This window comes from Turicibacter sp. H121, assembly GCF_001543345.1.
In the GTDB taxonomy this organism is placed as follows: domain Bacteria; phylum Bacillota_I; class Bacilli_A; order MOL361; family Turicibacteraceae; genus Turicibacter; species Turicibacter bilis.
Map to the genome: position 1 here is coordinate 2,208,552 of NZ_CP013476.1, position 17,273 is coordinate 2,225,824.

Here is a 17,273-nt window from a genome sequence, read left to right on the forward strand (position 1 = left end):
TTTTCAAGAAAATATCATAATAAGTATAAAATCTTAAAGTTTTAAATCCATTCATGAAAATGTAAGAGAAGAATAAAGAGTCATTAAAACAAAAACAAACCAAAGTACAACAATTGTGACTTATTTTAAATTATAAAAACGAGGAGTTCATCTCCTCGTTTTTGTTAGTTATGTTGTTGTTCACGTTCTTTAACAAGTAATTGAATTTCTTCAACTAATGTGTCAAACATTTGATCTTCAGGTACTTTACGAATGATTTCTCCATTTTTAATAAGTAATCCTTCACCACGTCCACCAGCAATCCCGATATCAGCATTTTTAGCTTCACCTGGACCATTGACCGCACATCCCATAACGGCCACATGAATATCATGAGGAATCGTTGTTAGGTAGTCTTCTACACGTTGTGCGAGTGGAATTAAGTTATATTGGATACGTCCGCACGTTGGGCATGAAATGAGGGTTGGTGCATTTTTGATTAATCCGAAATTCTTTAAAATTTCACGTGCGACTTTAATTTCTTCGACTGGGTCAGCACTTAATGAGACACGCATCGTATTTCCAATTCCTTGATTTAATAAGATACCAAGACCGATTGAACTTTTAATCGTCCCAGAGAAAACTGTTCCCGCTTCTGTAATTCCTAAGTGTAGCGGATAAGAGAAGGTTTGAGCTGCTAATTCATAAGCTTTAATCGCTAAATCAGTATCTGAGGCTTTTAATGAGATAATAATATCTTCAAATCCAAGTTCTTCTAAAATTTGAACATGGAATTTAGCACTTTCCACCATTCCTTCAGGTGTCGCTTTCCCATACTTTTGTAAAATATTTTTCTCTAGTGAACCTGCATTAACACCAATTCGAATAGCAACTTGTTTAGCCTTAGCTGCTTCAACAACTTGACGCACTTTTTCCTCATTTCCAATATTACCTGGATTAATGCGAATTTTATCAACACCTGCTTCAATGGCCATTAACGCTAAACGATAATCAAAATGAATATCTACTACTAATGGAATGGTAATACGTTCTTTAATTTCTTTTAAAGCTTTGGCATCTGTTTCATCTAAACATGCCACTCGAACAAGTTGACACCCAGCTTTAGCTAAGCGGTTAATTTGCTCAACCGTTGCTTCAATATCGTGTGTTTTTGTCGTTGTCATACTTTGAATAATAACTTCATTAGCACCACCAATGTATAATTCTCCAACTTTAACACGTTTTGTATTGTTACGATGTGTGATTATTGACATCGAATTTCACCCCACAATTTAGCTTCTTTTAAGATAAAGTGCCAGATTGGCATATCTTATCTGTATTAATTATATAATAATTCTAAAGTGTTTCAACTATTATACTTAAAATTAAAGGAGGGGGATTAGGATGGCAGGTTATATTTTACCACCATTACCCTATGCTTATAATGCACTAGAACCAATTATTGATGCAAAAACGGTAGAGATTCATTATACGAAGCATCATAAAGCCTATTTAGATAAGTTAAATGAGTTAGTTAAACGTTACCCTTCATTTTTTGAAGGGAAAAGCATTGAAGAGGTGTTAAGTCAACCAGAAGAAATCCCAGCTGATATTCGACAAGATGTGATTAATCAAGGAGGCGGTTATGCTAACCATAACTTATACTTTTATAGTTTATCTCCGAATGGGGGAGGAAAACCTTATGGAAAGTTAGCTAAAGAGATTAATCTAACCTTTGGTAGCTTCAATCAATTAAAGCAGCTGCTAAGTCAAGCATCAATCAGTCAATTTGGTTCAGGATATGGGTGGCTTGTTTTAAATAATCAAAAGAAATTACAAGTTGCTAAAACATTAAATCAAAATTCACCATTAAGTGCGGGCTATACTCCTTTATTGAATATAGATGTATGGGAACATGCCTACTATTTAAAATATCAAAATCGTCGTGCTGATTATGTGGATGCTATTTTTGAGATTATTAATTGGGATGAAGTCGAGCGACGTTACGAAGAGGCAATGAATAAATAATGGCTAAAGACTGGTATGAAAAATGACCAGTTTTTTTGATGTTTAATCATAAAAAAGTTATTAGATAATCATGAGAGTTAAAGTAAAGAAAGAAAGTGATTTTCATTGAAACAATCAATTGAAAATTCATCATACTAAGAATAGTTTTTACACAAAAAATTCAATTGGCCTCTTTTCAATTATGATATAATAAGTGAGAAGTTAGAGTGGAAAGGTGTAGGATCATGATAGATAAGTTTTTAAAACTAATTAAGTCATTAGTTTTTAGGATACATGTTCTAAAGGGTGTTTGCCTTATTTTATTTTTAGTTGTTGTTTTTCGTTTATATGCCATTCAGGTGACGTATTCGGCTGATTATCAAGCCTATATTGATCGAACATCCACTATTGAATTACAAAAAAATGTACCTCGTGGGGTCATTTATGATCGCAATATGGATGTACTCGTTGATAATGAAGCGGTGAGTACGATTACGTATCAACGATATTCAGACGTTAGTGAGAGTGAAATGAAAGAAATTGCAAGTCAATTAGCAGATTTAATTGATGTTGACTTCACCAAGTTAACATCACGTGATTTGAAAGACTTATATCTTGAAAAGTTTGAGGATGAAGCGAAAGAGTTATATACCAAAGAAGAAGCAAAGACTTTAGAGGATAAAGAGCTTTATCAATTGCAGTTGAGTCGTATCACGGATAAGATGTTAGAACAGTTAACCGATCATGATAAAGAGACGCATGCGATTTATATTAACATGAAAAAAGGAACGAATTTAACGTCCAATATTATTAAAAAAGGGGCGACAGAAGATGAAGTTGCGATTGTGAGTGAGCACTTAGAAGAAATGCCAGGCGTTAATACAGAGGTGGATTGGGATCGTACTTATCCAAGCGTGGCAGAGTGGCATCCTATTTATGGACGTGTTTCAACCTATGAACAAGGATTACCAGCGACTTTATCTAGTTATTACAAGGCCCATGATTATCAGTCAAATGATCGTGTGGGATTATCACAATTAGAACTTTATTATGAGCCCCTTCTTCGAGGTTATAAATCGCAGTATGTCTTAACGAATGAAAATGAGACGTCAAACTATGATGCGATTTATGAAGGTCAACGTGGCTATGAATTAGTATTAACCATTGATGCCGAGTTACAGGCAGCTGTCAATCAAATCGTCAAAGAAGAGTTAATAAATGCGAAAAAAAATTCGTCAACGACGCAATATTTACGTGAAGCTTATATTGTCATGACCAATCCAAATACGGGTGAAATTTTAGCTATGACGGGAAATATTATTGAGTGGGACGAAGAAGCTAAAGATTATAAAATTATCGACAATTCCCTTGGAACTTTCCAAAACTCATTTACGGTGGGATCAGTTGTTAAAGGTGCCAGTTTATTAACAGGATTTAAGTATGGCGATTCATGGCCAGGAAAAACAATCACTGATACTAAGATGTATTTCAAAGGTGGTCTAATTAAAGGATCATGGAAAAATCTTGGAGGGGTTGATGATATAGCTGCCTTAAAGTTTTCAAGTAACGTTTATTTCTTCCAACAAACAATTTCAATGGGCGGATCTTCTTATTCTCCATATATGACCCTTAACCTTGATTTAGACGCTTTTGAGAAATATCGTTCAACGTTTAATGAGTTTGGTTTAGGTGTGAACACTGGAATTGATTTACCAAATGAATCAACTGGGCTCATAGAGTCTCAACGTACACCCGGGAAGTTACTTGACTTTGCGATTGGACAGGCTGACCTTTATACCCCAATGCAGTTAGTGCAATATGCGTCAACAATTGCGACAAGTGGGAAACGATTTGCACCAACACTTGTTAAAGAAGTCTATTTACCCTCAAATGATGATGTGAGTGGTAAACAACTGGTTAAAGGATTTACGCCTAACTTATTAAATGTTGTTGAGTTAGATCAAACATACTTCAATCGTGTTCATCAAGGGTTTGTTGCAGCATTGCAACAATCAGGTGGGACAGGATATTCAGTATTTGCAAAAGCAAAATATAATCCCGCGGGAAAAACAGGGACAGCCGAGGAGTATGCACGTGATGAGGAAGGAAAGTATATCAAAGATGCAAATGGAGAATTGATTGATGTCAATAACCGTACGTTAATCGCTTATGCTCCAGCAGATAATCCAGAAGTTGCAATTTCAGTTGTTGTTCCGCAATGTGAACTCCCAAGCCAATCACATCCTATTTCGTTACAAATTGGAGAGCGAGCGATGCAAGCGTATTTTGATTTGAAAAAGGAACGAGCGAATATTCAAAACAATACTGTAGAAACGGACGAGTTAACAGTTCCGGCAGATGAACAAGTTTCTGCTGATGATTCGAACTAAGATTCAATAAAAATATTCACTCAGTATGTATGAGATAGGGAAAAATATCCTATTATATAGAAGAGTTATACTAATATGACAACTATTTTTAAATTAGGTATAAATTAGTTAAAAATAGGACTTGAGCCATGTTCAAGCATTTGTTATAATTTTTACACACAATATTAAACAACAAAGAATCACTTTATAGTACAAAAATGATAAAAAAAACTTTGTTTTTTGTAGTCTCTCATGCTATAATGTAGAAGTTGTTATTAGATTGGAGGGATTTTAGTGCGAGTAAATCTTACATTAAAATGTACAGTTTGCGGTGAAGAAAACTACATTTCTAAGAAAAATAAACGTAATAACCCAGAACGTCTTGAGATGAATAAATACTGCCCACGTTGCCGTAAATCAACTGCTCATCGCGAGAAAAAATAAGGAATACTTCCTTTTTATAAATCCTGTTATTCAACAGGATTTTTTTTATGTAGAGGAGTAATGGAAATCTTAGATTAAAGAAGTTTGTGAAAACGTTAATAATGTTTTTGTTTTATTAAAAAAGCGCTTTTTTATAATTTTCGATTAATATTGTTTGTGAAAAAATGTATTATGGTATATAATAAAAATGAATTAAGGACACATTTGTTATTAGCACAAATATGGAAGCTGTTGGAGTTAGTGGAAGTTGTATGCAAATTAGTGTGTCAAAAAAACATATATTAGAGGTGACAGTAATGCAAACAGGTGTAAGACGTGTTGTTTTAGTTGGAACTGGATTCGTAGGAATGAGTTTCGCTTACTCAATGTTAAATCAAGGTGGATTAGAAGAGTTCGTTTTAGTCGACGTAAACAAAGATAAAGCTGAAGGGGAAGCAATGGATTTATCTCATGGTTTAGCATTCGCCCCAAATAAAATGGATATCTGGGCTGGAACATATGAAGACTGCAAAACTGCAGATGTTGTAGTTATCACTGCAGGTGCTGCTCAAGCTCCAGGAGAAACTCGTTTAGACTTAGTTGAGAAAAATGCAAAAATCATGCGTGGAATCGTTCGCGAAGTTATGAAATCAGGATTCAACGGAATCTTCGTTATTGCAAGTAACCCAGTAGATGTATTAACTTACGTTGCATGGCAAGAATCAGGATTACCACGTCATCGTGTAATCGGATCAGGAACAACTTTAGATACTGCTCGTTTACGTTATGAAATCGGAAAATACTTAAATGTTGACCCACGTAACGTTCACGGATACATCGTTGGTGAGCACGGAGATACTGAGTTCCCATTATGGTCTCATACAACAGTTGGTGTTCAACCAATCTTAGACGTTGTTGCGAAAAATCCAAAATTCAACAAAGAAGATTTAGAGCAAATTTACGTAAATGTACGTGATGCTGCATATCACATCATCGACCGTAAACGTGCAACTTATTACGGAATCGGTATGGCATTAACTCGTATCGTTAAAGCTATCTTAAGTGACGAAAACAGCTGTTTATCAGTTTCAGCTTACTTAAACGGACAATACGGACAAAATGATGTATTCGTAGGAGTTCCTGCAATCATCAACCGTAACGGAGTTCGTGAAGTATTTGAATTAAACATCACTGAAGAAGAACAAGAAAAATTAACTAAATCAGTTAATGTATTAAAAGAAACTTTAGCAACTGTTAAATAATTTCTTTTTTCTGTAAGCACTGTGCAAAGCACAGTGCTTTTTCATATATTTTAATTAATATGTAACCGGTTAATATTATAAAATTAAAGGGTTTACAGCTTTTTATTATAATGAGATTATGATAAAATGTATGAGAAAAGATTTTGATAAGATTAAAAAGACGGTACAAGAAAGCGTTTGATTTCACTTGACCGATTAGATAGGAAATATAAGGAGGAATTTTGAAAATGAACAAGTATGTATTTGGAATTGATGTTGGTGGGACGACAATTAAATGTGGTTTATTCTCATCAAAAGGTGAAGTGCTAGAGTCGTGGGAAATTGTTACAAATAAAGCGGATAATGGGGATCATATTATTGCTAATATTGCAGAAACAATCCAAGCAAAATGTGAAGAAAAAGGAATTCAAATTGAAGAAGTTGAAGGAGTTGGAGTAGGTGTTCCAGGTCCAGTTGATAACAATGGAGTTGTTAAAGTTGCTGTTAACTTAGGATGGTCAGAGCGTGATGTTAAATCTGAGTTAGAATCATTAGTTAAAGTTCCAGTAGCAGTCGGAAATGACGCGAATGTTGCGGCATTAGGTGAGTTATGGTTAGGAGCTGCAGCAGGTTCACATGATGCCATTATGTTCACTTTAGGAACTGGTGTTGGTGGCGGAGTTATCGTAGATGGTAAAGTCGTTGCCGGTGTTCATGGTGCTGGTGGAGAAATCGGACATTTAGCTGTTGTATTAGAGGATGGAAATCAATGTAACTGTGGTAAAAAAGGATGCTTAGAAACAGTAGCATCAGCGACAGGAATTGTTCGTGAAACTGAAAAGTACTTAGCAGCATGTGATGAAGCTTCTTCATTACGTAGCTTAGAAACAATCGAAGCAAAAGATGTTTTTGATGCAGCTAAAGCAGGAGATGCAGTTGGATTAAAAATGGTTGATCAATTAGGGCGTTATATCGGTTTAGCAGCTGCTAACTTAGCTGCAACGACAGATCCACAAAAAATTATCATCGGTGGTGGAGTCTCTAAAGCAGGAGATATCTTAATTGATACAATCGTGAAACATTATCAAAACTATGCATTTAGTGCAGTTCGCCAAACAGAGTTCGTTTTAGCCGAGTTAGGAAACGACGCTGGAATCGTTGGTTCAGCTTATTTAGCAAAAACAGTTTAATGAAATAAAAAAGCACCCTTTTTGAGGGTGCTTTAAGCCGTATTAGAGGTGATGAGTGTGAAAGTCTATCCATTAGTTTTAGGACCTGTACAAACGTCTTGTTATATCATTTCAAATCATGAAAGAGCAGTTGTTGTTGATCCAGCGGCTAATGCTAATCAAATTATTCAATATTTAGGAATGAAAAAATTAAAATTAGAGGCGATTTTTTTAACACATGGACATTTTGATCATATTGGTGCAGTCAATGAGTTAGTAGAAAAATATCAAGTGCCAATTTACGCGCATAAAAAGGAAAAAGAATATTTTGAGAAACCTGAAGTGAATTTATCGCCGATGATTTATGAGCGTCTCATTTTAAATCCTGATTTTGAGTATCGTTTTGTAAGTGATGAAGAGAGCATTGAGTGTTTAGGAACAAAAATAAAAGTTTTTCATGTTCCAGGTCATACAACAGGAAGCTTATGCTATTATTTTGAAGAAGATGAGATGGTCTTTACAGGAGATACATTATTTAAGCAGTCAATCGGACGTACTGACTTTATTTACGGAAATCATGAGCAATTAGTGACAGGGATTAGACGTAAATTATTAACGTTGCCAGGACAGACACTTGTTTATCCAGGGCACGGAGAATGTACAACAATTGAGGAAGAATCAAAACATAATCCATTTTTAGCTTAGAACGTCATGTAATCGTTTGATTACATGACTTTTTTTATACTCAGAACATAATAAAAGAAGGATTAATCTCCTTCTTTTATTGATTCATTTGATTTTTAATTTGTTCAACCACCTCTGCTACAGTTAAGTGATCCGTCTTAACCGTTATATGGGCGCAGTCACGATAAAAGTTTTCACGCGCTTTATATAAAGAAGTTAGTTTGGTTTCGATCATCTCATTTTGTAACAAAGGACGATTATTAATATCAAGTCGTTTTATTAGTGTGGTAATCTCAGTTTCTAAAAAAATAACTAGTGTGTGTTCAGTTAATAGTTGGCGATTTTCTTGACGAACGATGATACCACCTCCGGTAGAGATTACGCCTGGATGATTGATTAGTTGTTGTAGGGCATTTGTTTCACAATCACGAAAATAAGATTCACCTTGTGTTTCGAAAATGGAAGAAATGCTTTGGTGTTTTGTGTTTTCAATATACAAATCGGTATCAACCCACGATAAATTTAAGTCCATTGCTAATTTTTTCCCAATAGTTGTTTTTCCACTTCCCATCATCCCAATTAAGACGATTGGCCTCATGCATCTCACCTCTATTTTAAAAGATATGTTTGTTGCTTTTTATTGTATTCAACAGTTCCTTGTCCTAAATATTCATTATAAAGAAATTTATAGGTCACATCAAGTTTTTCATATCCATTTGAATACGTAAAAATAGCTGTGGTTCCGTTGTGTAAGGTAATTTTTTTTGATGGCATGTTATTGCTTGGGGTAAAATTAGCATCAGATAATTCATCTATGATAGTCGCTAGACATTCTTTTTCAAGGATGGATAGTATGAAATGCTGTTGCTCGAGTTCATAAGTCCGAACCTGGTTTTCGATTCGATAAGCGAAATGGAGTAGGAGAAGGGCGATAATAAAACTGATAGCCAATGTCAATGGAAGAATCATCCCTTGTTCATTCTTCATCTAACCCCTCCTGGAAAATTTCAATTAATTGTGCTTCATCTAACTCATCCTGTATGGTATCATTTAAGTTTTCTTCATTTAACTCCTCAGAGGTTGTTTCATATGATTGTATCAATTGTAACGGGAATAAAGACGAGGAGAGGTAAATGGTATATTGATTACCATTTGAGGTGTGTAAAGTGAGGGTAACCGATTGGTTATGATGAAGGGTAGTGGTAAGTTTGTCACAGTGATAGAGAGCGACTTCCCCTCCTTTTCCCCCTACTTGACGCATGAGACGATGATTGGAGATGTAATAGGTTGGGACGGTTCCGTTGGCTAAGTGAATTTGAAATTGAGAGGACGTATTGGAAAAATGATTCGCACGTTTGGCTTCCTTTTGAAGTTGAGTGCGAAGTACACTAATTTCTTGTTGCGTGACTTGATTTAGATCGACTTGATAGAAGTTAATGAGTGGAAGGAGCTGGGTTATTAAGAGAACGAGTAAGGCGGTGATGGACAATGCGATTAGATGTTCAACGAGTAGAAAGCCGTGATTAGAAAGTTTAAAAACAGATCGTTTTATCAGTAAAATCACCTCGTTTATACGTTGCGCAAAGTTTAGCATCTTTTTGGGTGACGGTATATGAAATAGGGTTAACAAACTCTAGAGGAAAGTCATAGGCAGTTTGATAAAAGAATGATTGATCTTTAAGTTCGTAAAGTTTATAGTAGATGGCTTGTTCTATTTCAAGTTGTTGTTGGATTTGAAGCAAAGTGGGGAGGGTTTTGACTAGCGTGATTCCGATTGTGGTTAAGATAATAAGTCCAACGAGACATTCTGTGAGGATATATCCCTGCTGATTAATTGGCTTCACGAATATCGATTCCTCCTGTTCCAATCGAAAAAACAATATTTTTTTTGAAATGTTCACTTTGAATGGTTATTGTCTTCCCATTCGAGACATGACCGAGGTTATTAAAGGTGAGGTCCGTCGTATTAGCACTCACAGATGGAATACTAATGCCTGGTGGAAATTGACGCTTTATTTTTATTTTGGAGTTATTTTGAATGATGACATAATAGTTTTGTTTATGAAAGATTCGAATGGATAAAGTGCTGCCTTGAATGGGCATCATATTATACTCTCTGACATAATGCAAATCTGATTGAAGGACTGAAGTGGCTTGATTGAGCTTCATATGATCATAAAGCTTGATGAAAGTTGGGGCACTCAAAAGATAAATTATTCCTGTGATAGTTAGAGCCAGAAGGGCTTCAATGAGAGTAAATGCTTTTTGATTGTTAAACATTATTCAAAATCGGGAATAGTATAATCATTACCACAGACTTTTTTTCCATCAGCTTCATTAATCCCCTCATTAGTACTAAGTCCTAAAAGTTTATTTGAGGTTTGTTTAGCCCTCACTGATGATTGGAAAGCTTCGCATCCTGTTTCATTAGCTTTTGTAAGGGCAGCACTTGCCTGTGGGAATGCTAGTACCACTAATATTCCAACGATAATCATGACAATAAGCATTTCAATTAATGTAAATCCTTTTTGATTTTTGTTGATTAATTTTTTCATAACTTTATTCCTCCTAGATTTTATTAGATGAGTTGAGCCATTTGAAAGACGGGTTGTAGCAGGCTCAGATAGATAAGAATGATGATGACACCGATAAGCATCAAGAAAGTAAATTGAATGATTTTAAAGGTGTTATTTAGCATATTGGTCAGCATTTCGAGCTCAGATTTTGTATAGTAACCAAGTTCAGTATGAACTTGTCCGATTTGTAAGGCATGTTTCATGATGAGTTTGAAGTAAGGCGTAAAGTAAGGACTTTGATGAAAGACGTCTTCAAGTGAAACACCTGCTTCTAGCTGAGTCTGAAATTCATAAATAATCAGTTGAATCATGGGGATGGTTTCGAAGTTTCTCATCATCAAGAGACTTTCTTTTAGGGGAAGGCCACAGTTTAAGAAGACGAGCCATTGACTGCTAAAATAATAAGAAAATACTTTTTGAAATAGTTGACTGAGTAGCGGCCAGTGAAATAAGATGTATTTCATCTTGAGTTGAAATCTTTTACCATGCCACTTTAAGGTAAGGAATGCAAAGCATCCGATGAGAACAAAGAGAGCGAGTACGATCCCTAAAATGAGAAGAATGGAGTTTAATAGGCTTTGATCACCTTCGATATTAAAACTATTGTAAAAGCTATCAAGTTGAGGAAAGAAAAAAGAAATAAACACTAGCCAAAATGACAATTATTAAAGCAAATAAAGAGACAGGATAACGAAGCTTCTTATTCAGCTCAGTTTTGCTTTGAAGATGATAGTCACTATATTGGGCAGATTTTTGTAATCCTTGTAATAATGAGCCTGCTTCTTCACTACACCTGACGATATAGACGATTCTTTTTTCAAAATGACAAGCTTCTAAGGTAGTGGCAAAAGATTGACCACTGGCACAGCAGTTTAACATAAAATCAATGGCTTCTTTTTTAAAGAGTGAGGTCATGACATCAAGTGCCTGCGCAATAGAAAATCCCTGTTCAAGTAATTGGCTGAAGCGGGAAAGAAACTTTTGTTGAGTAGGGAGTGTCCAATAGTGATTTAGCTGACGTGATGTTGACATTCAAATAACTCCTCATCTAGTGTTTTATACGGGAGTGAGCAAAGATTTCCTTGTTGGATTTGTGAGAATAAGTGGTCGAGTTGCTCACCGAAGCAAAGTTCAAAGATGGCTTTTCGTTCATCCTCCTTTTGTATCAGTCGTTGATTAACAACGCCTACAAGTGCCTGTTCGAGTTCTTGCAAAGAAATACCTAAATCGAGTAAGCGAGTTATCGTTCCCATGACATTTTTGGCATGTACCGTTGAGATGACTAGATGACCTGTAAAAGCAGCTCGTAGTGCTTGATGGGCTGTTTGAGTATCACGGATTTCACCGATAATAATAACATCTGGATCATGGCGTAAAATTTCTTTAATTCCAACGTCATAAGTCATTCCCAGGCTTTCATTCACTTGCATTTGGACGATATCAGGTTGTTGATATTCAACCGGATCTTCAATGGTGACGATGCTTTTTCCTAAGTGATGTTTAAGGTAATCAATGAAAGCATAGGTTGTGGTCGTTTTCCCGCATCCCGTTGGGCCGCTAATTAAAATCAGTCCAGCCTGCATCTTCGCCATATCTTTTAAAATATCGACATTTTGAATAAAGTAAGGGATGTCATCGAGTGTTTTTTGTTGTTGATGATTAATGAGGCGTAGGACAAGACTTTGATAGTGTGAGGTGGGGAGAATGGAGACTCGTGTATAATAGATGGTCGAGTCAGTCTGAAGCTGTAATAATCCCGATTGGGGTTGACGGGGATGCGTGAGAGTGAGTGAGGCTTGAAATTTAATATAGGCGAGCAACTGCTCATATAAAGAAATGGGAATGGCTTCATGAGGAATCATAAAAGCTCCAACACGGAATTGAACGAGTATTTTATTCTCTTTTAAGATGAAATGAATATCACTTGCCTTTAAGGTTTCAGCTCGTTGGATGATAGAGACGAGCTTCGTTTTGACTGGCATAATGATCACCTCCTGACATGCTATACGTCAAGAAAGTGAAGATTCCTTTTAAAAATTCAGAATTGTTATACATTTTTTTCTATTTTTAGTTTAATGGTCTTTATCATAAATTTTATTAAGTTATGAATGACTAATCGATAAAATAATTTTATTTTTTAAAAGGGGAATTTGAGACTTCAAATAAAATGACAACTGTTAGACACTACATGCTTATTCTGGATTAACGAATGGTGCTATTTAATTAATCATTTTTGTTAGTAATACATTCTAGTAGGTGTAGATAGGGAAGAGGATGAGCAATAGAGGTGCACATACTTGTATTAAACAGGCTCAAGTCACTAGTAATAGAATTACAATGGAGGAAATTCTACAGTCTCTTTTATCTTAATTGTGAGTTTTGGTGAATATAAAGGAAATATTTGCACAACGTTAGGGGAATAAGTTACAATAAAGAGGTCATTTTTAGTTAGAGTGGTGGAATGGCCATGGATTTAATAAAATATTTCCAAACAGATATAAAGGTGAAACGAAATACTTAAGACACGTATCAGGGTGAGTTAGCAGACTAATTAGCTGAACAACGTCGATTAGGTTGTCCAAAGAAGAAATCTTCATTGGGGCTATTTCATAACAAACTGTCGCATTTGTATTGACCATTCGTCAGATAAAAAATATTTGAAGCTATAGAACCTAAATTCATTTGTATTTAGAAGGATAGCATCATTATAAAAAAGAAAGGAGGACTATTGCGAGAGTGGTAAGTGATTAATCATGTAAGTTGGATGCTTGAAATGATGAAGGTTCATCTTGCCAAAAGAAGGGTTCGTAATAGAAAGAGTGTATGTTAAAGGGGTTAACAGATGAGCAGGTTCAAGAGAGCCGCTTAAAGTATGGAAGTAATGTGATTGAAGAGGCTGAGCCAGAAACATTTTTAGATAAAGTGAAAGGACAGCTAGGGGATCCGATGATTAAATTATTAATCGCGATTGCCGTTATTATGGGAATGCTTGCTGTGATTGGTCATGGAGATTGGTTAGAGGTAGCGGGAATTGTTTTCTCAGTGGCTTTAGTTACGGTTATTTCTGCTCGAACTGAACTAGCTTCAGATAGTGAATATCGTAAATTAAAAAGTGGTGTTAAAAAAGAGACATGTAAAGTGTATCGTCAAGGAAAAGTCGTTGAACTCGAGATTGATGATATCGTGGTAGGAGATTGTATTATTTTACAATCTGGAGATAAAATTCCGGCTGATGGATTTTTAGTCGATGGCTTCATTAAAGTGGATAATTCGAGTTTGAATGGTGAGTCGGAAGAATGTAAGAAATTTGCACATGAAGATCCAAATAGCGTTGAATTGTCGACGTGGAATACATCGATTACAGGGGATACATTCGTCGATGAAACCTCTGTGTTCCGTGGGGCAGTGACGGTCGATGGAAGTGCTGTGATGAAAGTCGTTCGCGTTGGAATGGCAACAGTCATGGGTGAAATGGCGAAAGAGATGGCTGATGATGAAGTCGATAGTCCATTAAAAGTGAAGTTATCAGATTTAGCCCATAAAATTTCAACCTTTGGTTACATTGGAGCTGTTCTCATCATGGTGGCATTGTTATTCTCTAAAGTAATGGCTATGGGTGGATTTGGTGCTTACTTTTCACAAGAGCTTATTTTAATTTTCAAACAAATCTTAGAAGTGGTGATGTTAGCCGTTGTGATTATTGTAATGGCTGTTCCTGAGGGATTACCATTAATGATTGCTATTGTGTTAATGCAAAATACGAAAAAACTATTAGATAGCCAAGTCTTAGTTCGTAAGCCGATTGGGATTGAAACAGCTGGGTCATTAAATATTTTATTTAGTGATAAAACGGGAACGATTACAAAAGGAAAGCTAGAGGTTGTTGAATTTTTCGATGGCACTTTAGAAGATAGCTATGAAGCATCAATCATGATCCAAGAACAAATGTTACTTTGTATTGGAAAAAATACAGGAGCCATGTTTGATGAGGCTGGAGAGATTATTGGTGGAAATGCAACCGACAAAGCGTTACTATCGTTTTTAACTAAAGAAAATTATGACGCAGTTCAAGGGATTAAAGTATTTAAATCACAACAATTTAACTCAGCTAATAAATACTCAGCAGCAGAGTTAGATGGAACAACTTATTATAAAGGAGCCCCTGAGCGTTTATTGTCACGTGCCAAATATTACTTAGATTATGAAGGAAATGTCGTGCCATTAGATCTAGCAGCGATCAATCAAAAAATTGACCAATTAGCTGAAAAATCAATGCGTGTTTTATCCTTTGCTTATAGTAATTCACCATTAGTTGAAGATACTTTACCTACTGACTTAGTGATCATTGGTTTTGTTGGCATTCGTGATGATGTTCGACCAGAAGCTCGTCATGCCATTGGTGAAGTTCAGCAAGCGGGTGTTCAAGTCGTGATGATTACAGGTGACCGTAAAGAAACAGCGGTTGCGATTGCAAAAGATTGTGGGTTAATAAAAAAAGCGAGTGATGTTGCTTTAACATCAGATGAATTAAATCAATTATCAGATGAAACAGTGAAAGAGATGTTACCGAATATTCGTGTTATTGCGCGCGCCTTACCAACGGATAAATCACGCATGGTCCGTTTAGCCCAAGAATTAAATTTAGTTTGTGGAATGACGGGGGATGGTGTGAATGATGCACCAGCTTTAAAACGTGCCGATGTTGGCTTTGCGATGGGATCAGGAACAGATGTAGCAAAAGAAGTCGGGGATATTGTTATTTTAGATGATAATTTTAAATCAATTGAAAGTGCGATTTTATATGGACGTACGATTTATAATAATATTCAAAAATTTATTAAGTTCCAATTAACGATTAATGTGGCAGCTGTCGCAATTTGTGCGATTGCGCCATTCTTAGGAATGGAACAACCGTTAGGTGTCACTCATATTTTATGGATTAACTTAATTATGGATGGGTTAGGAGCGTTAGCTTTAGGATCAGAACCAGCCTTAAAAGCGTATATGAATGAAAAACCTAAATCTCGTACAGAAAGCATTGTGTCACGAAAAATGATGGGACAAATCTTGGTCGCGGGAACTTATGTTACTATTTTAAGTTTAATTTTCTTAACATTACCATTCTTTAAACAGTTTTTTGGTAGTGAAGATATTCATTCAACGGCTTATTTCTCATTATTCGTTTTATTAGCTGTATTTAATGCGTTCAATATCCGTAGTGAAGGCGTGAATCTGTTTGTACATATGAGTCAAAATCCAGGATTCATTAAAGTGATGGGTATGATTGTTATCGTGCAAATTGTTTTAACATTCGTTGGTGGCAAAATGTTTAGCTGTACGCCGATGGGATTAACTCATTGGGGGTTAATCTTGCTTTTAGCTGTTTCGATTATTCCAGTGGATTTAATTCGAAAAACCATTGTTCGTGTTTTACATCCTAAAACACAAGTTTCCATTGTTGTGGAAGAGTCTCCTGTTTCAACAGCAAGCGAAGCCGATCAAAAAGCATTGGAATTTTAATGATGACTTATTAGGGTGATAATTGATTGATGAAAACCTAGTTAAAGGATGACTTTGACTAGGTTTTTCTTTTAGCCCTAGGGGCACCTTTTCTATGGGTTAGTCTGTAGTGAGTTATAAATATAGCCCGGGAAATAATTGTTAAACTCAGTTGGTTTGATGTTAAATCACTTCTTTATGGATGACGAGGGGATGTCATCCATAAAAAAAGCATCTCATAAGATGCTAAAATGAAACGGCAAAGTCATTTTAAAATAGCTAATTATGTTGCATACACTTAGTAAGATAGAGATAGGCGAGTCACACGTCTCATTGATAATAACTAAGTATTGGATTGTTTCGTTAATAGTCAAGTTTTTGAATGCTTTCATACCAGTGACGTTCATTCACTCGAAAATTTTGTGTTTCGTATTTACAGATAGGATATCGGTTGGGGTTAATGATTTGAGTCGAATCAAGGTCAGGTCCTTTTTTGATGAGTAAAGTAGAATAAAAGAGTTGAAAGTGTTGAAGAAAGTAAGTAGAATAAGGATAAATATGATTTGTGAAAGTGATGTGGAAAGATGAAGATTTTTTTAAGTGGAAGTGTCCCGCTTATTATTGTGATTATCGCCTTATTTCAAAAGATTGAGTGGCGACGCCATATTAAGGAACAAGCCCGCTCTTATTTTCAAGAAGGTGCTTGGATTAAGTTTGCTCTTTGTTTAACGGTATCTGTTTTAGGAACGATGATTGTAACAGTTATTGTTGGAAGATTTCTTACGTTCTTTGCTTTTTTAGTGCCTTTGTTTGGAATGTCAATGATTTCGTATGGAACGATTGATGTTATGCATCGTATCCGTCGTGGACAAGAGTTTGGGCTAAGAGATTTTTTCCCAACCGATCAATTAGGTTCAGTTGTCGGACTTTATTTTATTAAAGGATTGTATCTTTTCTTTTGGTCATTATTATTAGCTGTTCCTGGAATTATCAAATCCTATTCTTATTCTCAGGCGATGTTTATTTTAAATGATAACCCTGGAATAGGGATTGATGAAGCGATCACACGTAGTCGTGAAATGATGAAGGGGCATAAGTGGGAGCTTGTAGTTTTACAATCGAGTTTCTTCGGATGGGCTATTTTAGGATCGTTTACTTTTGGGTTAGCTATTGTTTATAGTTTACCTTTATATGCCATGTCTATGTTTGTTTTCTATGACTATGTCAAAAATGGTTATTTAAAATCGAATCAATACAAAAACGTTTATACAGTCTATTAGATTGCTTTTGAGTCATAAAAGTACGACTTTCGCTGAGAATGGGTAC

At 35.6% G+C, this 17,273-nt stretch carries 18 protein-coding genes; 8 read left to right on the top strand and 10 right to left on the bottom strand.

Annotated features, from left to right (window positions below; all coding sequences use genetic code 11):
- Positions 1–164 precede the first annotated feature (164 nt).
- Positions 165–1,253, bottom strand: a complete 1,089-nt coding sequence (gene ispG, locus AT726_RS10595) for a flavodoxin-dependent (E)-4-hydroxy-3-methylbut-2-enyl-diphosphate synthase (protein ID WP_068759544.1) — start codon at positions 1,251–1,253, stop codon at positions 165–167.
- A 130-nt stretch (positions 1,254–1,383) separates the two neighbouring features.
- Here ispG and AT726_RS10600 point away from each other — a divergent pair, with 130 nt between their 5' ends.
- The 6 genes from AT726_RS10600 (at position 1,384) to AT726_RS10625 (ending at position 7,893) form a co-directional block, all read left to right on the top strand.
- Positions 1,384–2,007 (top strand): superoxide dismutase, encoded by a 624-nt coding sequence (locus tag AT726_RS10600; RefSeq protein ID WP_068759545.1) that lies wholly within the window; start codon positions 1,384–1,386, stop codon positions 2,005–2,007.
- 224 nt (positions 2,008–2,231) lie between these two features.
- Complete coding sequence (locus tag AT726_RS10605; RefSeq protein ID WP_068759546.1) at positions 2,232–4,376, top strand: peptidoglycan D,D-transpeptidase FtsI family protein; 2,145 nt, start codon at positions 2,232–2,234, stop codon at positions 4,374–4,376.
- Between the two features lie 273 nt (positions 4,377–4,649).
- Positions 4,650–4,799: a 50S ribosomal protein L33 gene (gene rpmG, locus AT726_RS10610; protein ID WP_055242559.1), complete on the top strand. Its 150-nt coding sequence runs from the start codon at positions 4,650–4,652 to the stop codon at positions 4,797–4,799.
- 296 nt (positions 4,800–5,095) lie between these two features.
- Entirely contained in the window at positions 5,096–6,040 is a 945-nt protein-coding gene (locus AT726_RS10615; RefSeq protein ID WP_055276240.1) for an L-lactate dehydrogenase, read from the top strand.
- Positions 6,041–6,267: 227 nt separating this feature from the next.
- On the top strand, positions 6,268–7,209 hold the full coding sequence (locus AT726_RS10620) for an ROK family glucokinase (protein ID WP_055276242.1): 942 nt from the start codon (positions 6,268–6,270) through the stop codon (positions 7,207–7,209).
- Positions 7,210–7,260: 51 nt separating this feature from the next.
- Positions 7,261–7,893, top strand: a complete 633-nt coding sequence (locus AT726_RS10625; protein WP_237297090.1) for an MBL fold metallo-hydrolase — start codon at positions 7,261–7,263, stop codon at positions 7,891–7,893.
- A 76-nt stretch (positions 7,894–7,969) separates the two neighbouring features.
- Here the strand turns inward: AT726_RS10625 and AT726_RS10630 are convergent, their stop codons facing one another.
- The 9 genes from AT726_RS10630 to comGA all read right to left on the bottom strand — a co-directional run bounded on the left by AT726_RS10630 (position 7,970) and on the right by comGA (position 12,430).
- Entirely contained in the window at positions 7,970–8,470 is a 501-nt protein-coding gene (locus AT726_RS10630; RefSeq protein WP_055305695.1) for a shikimate kinase, read from the bottom strand.
- An 11-nt stretch (positions 8,471–8,481) separates the two neighbouring features.
- The gene (locus AT726_RS10635; RefSeq protein ID WP_055305694.1) at positions 8,482–8,859 is read right to left on the bottom strand and encodes a hypothetical protein; all 378 of its coding nucleotides are present in this window, start codon (positions 8,857–8,859) and stop codon (positions 8,482–8,484) included.
- Positions 8,849–9,436 (bottom strand): competence type IV pilus minor pilin ComGF, encoded by a 588-nt coding sequence (locus AT726_RS10640; protein WP_068759548.1) that lies wholly within the window; start codon positions 9,434–9,436, stop codon positions 8,849–8,851. Before AT726_RS10640 ends, AT726_RS10635 begins: the two co-directional genes overlap by 11 nt.
- A complete protein-coding gene (locus tag AT726_RS10645) occupies positions 9,405–9,716 on the bottom strand; it encodes a hypothetical protein (protein WP_055242575.1) in 312 nt (103 codons plus the stop codon). Before AT726_RS10645 ends, AT726_RS10640 begins: the two co-directional genes overlap by 32 nt.
- Positions 9,703–10,152 (bottom strand): prepilin-type N-terminal cleavage/methylation domain-containing protein, encoded by a 450-nt coding sequence (locus AT726_RS10650; RefSeq protein WP_055276255.1) that lies wholly within the window; start codon positions 10,150–10,152, stop codon positions 9,703–9,705. The genes AT726_RS10645 and AT726_RS10650 overlap by 14 nt, the downstream gene beginning before the upstream one ends.
- On the bottom strand, positions 10,152–10,427 hold the full coding sequence (locus AT726_RS10655; RefSeq protein WP_055276257.1) for a competence type IV pilus major pilin ComGC: 276 nt from the start codon (positions 10,425–10,427) through the stop codon (positions 10,152–10,154). The genes AT726_RS10650 and AT726_RS10655 overlap by 1 nt, the downstream gene beginning before the upstream one ends.
- A gap of 23 nt (positions 10,428–10,450) precedes the next feature.
- Complete coding sequence (locus tag AT726_RS13290; RefSeq protein WP_335338301.1) at positions 10,451–10,912, bottom strand: type II secretion system F family protein; 462 nt, start codon at positions 10,910–10,912, stop codon at positions 10,451–10,453.
- Positions 10,913–11,063: 151 nt separating this feature from the next.
- Positions 11,064–11,480, bottom strand: a complete 417-nt coding sequence (locus tag AT726_RS13295; RefSeq protein ID WP_237297093.1) for a type II secretion system F family protein — start codon at positions 11,478–11,480, stop codon at positions 11,064–11,066.
- Complete coding sequence (comGA, locus tag AT726_RS10665; protein WP_055276261.1) at positions 11,459–12,430, bottom strand: competence type IV pilus ATPase ComGA; 972 nt, start codon at positions 12,428–12,430, stop codon at positions 11,459–11,461. The genes AT726_RS13295 and comGA overlap by 22 nt, the downstream gene beginning before the upstream one ends.
- A gap of 841 nt (positions 12,431–13,271) precedes the next feature.
- Here comGA and AT726_RS10670 point away from each other — a divergent pair.
- A complete protein-coding gene (locus AT726_RS10670) occupies positions 13,272–15,968 on the top strand; it encodes a cation-translocating P-type ATPase (protein WP_082704900.1) in 2,697 nt (898 codons plus the stop codon).
- A 563-nt stretch (positions 15,969–16,531) separates the two neighbouring features.
- The gene (locus AT726_RS10675; protein ID WP_068759549.1) at positions 16,532–17,227 is read left to right on the top strand and encodes a DUF975 family protein; all 696 of its coding nucleotides are present in this window, start codon (positions 16,532–16,534) and stop codon (positions 17,225–17,227) included.
- Positions 17,228–17,273 lie beyond the last annotated feature (46 nt).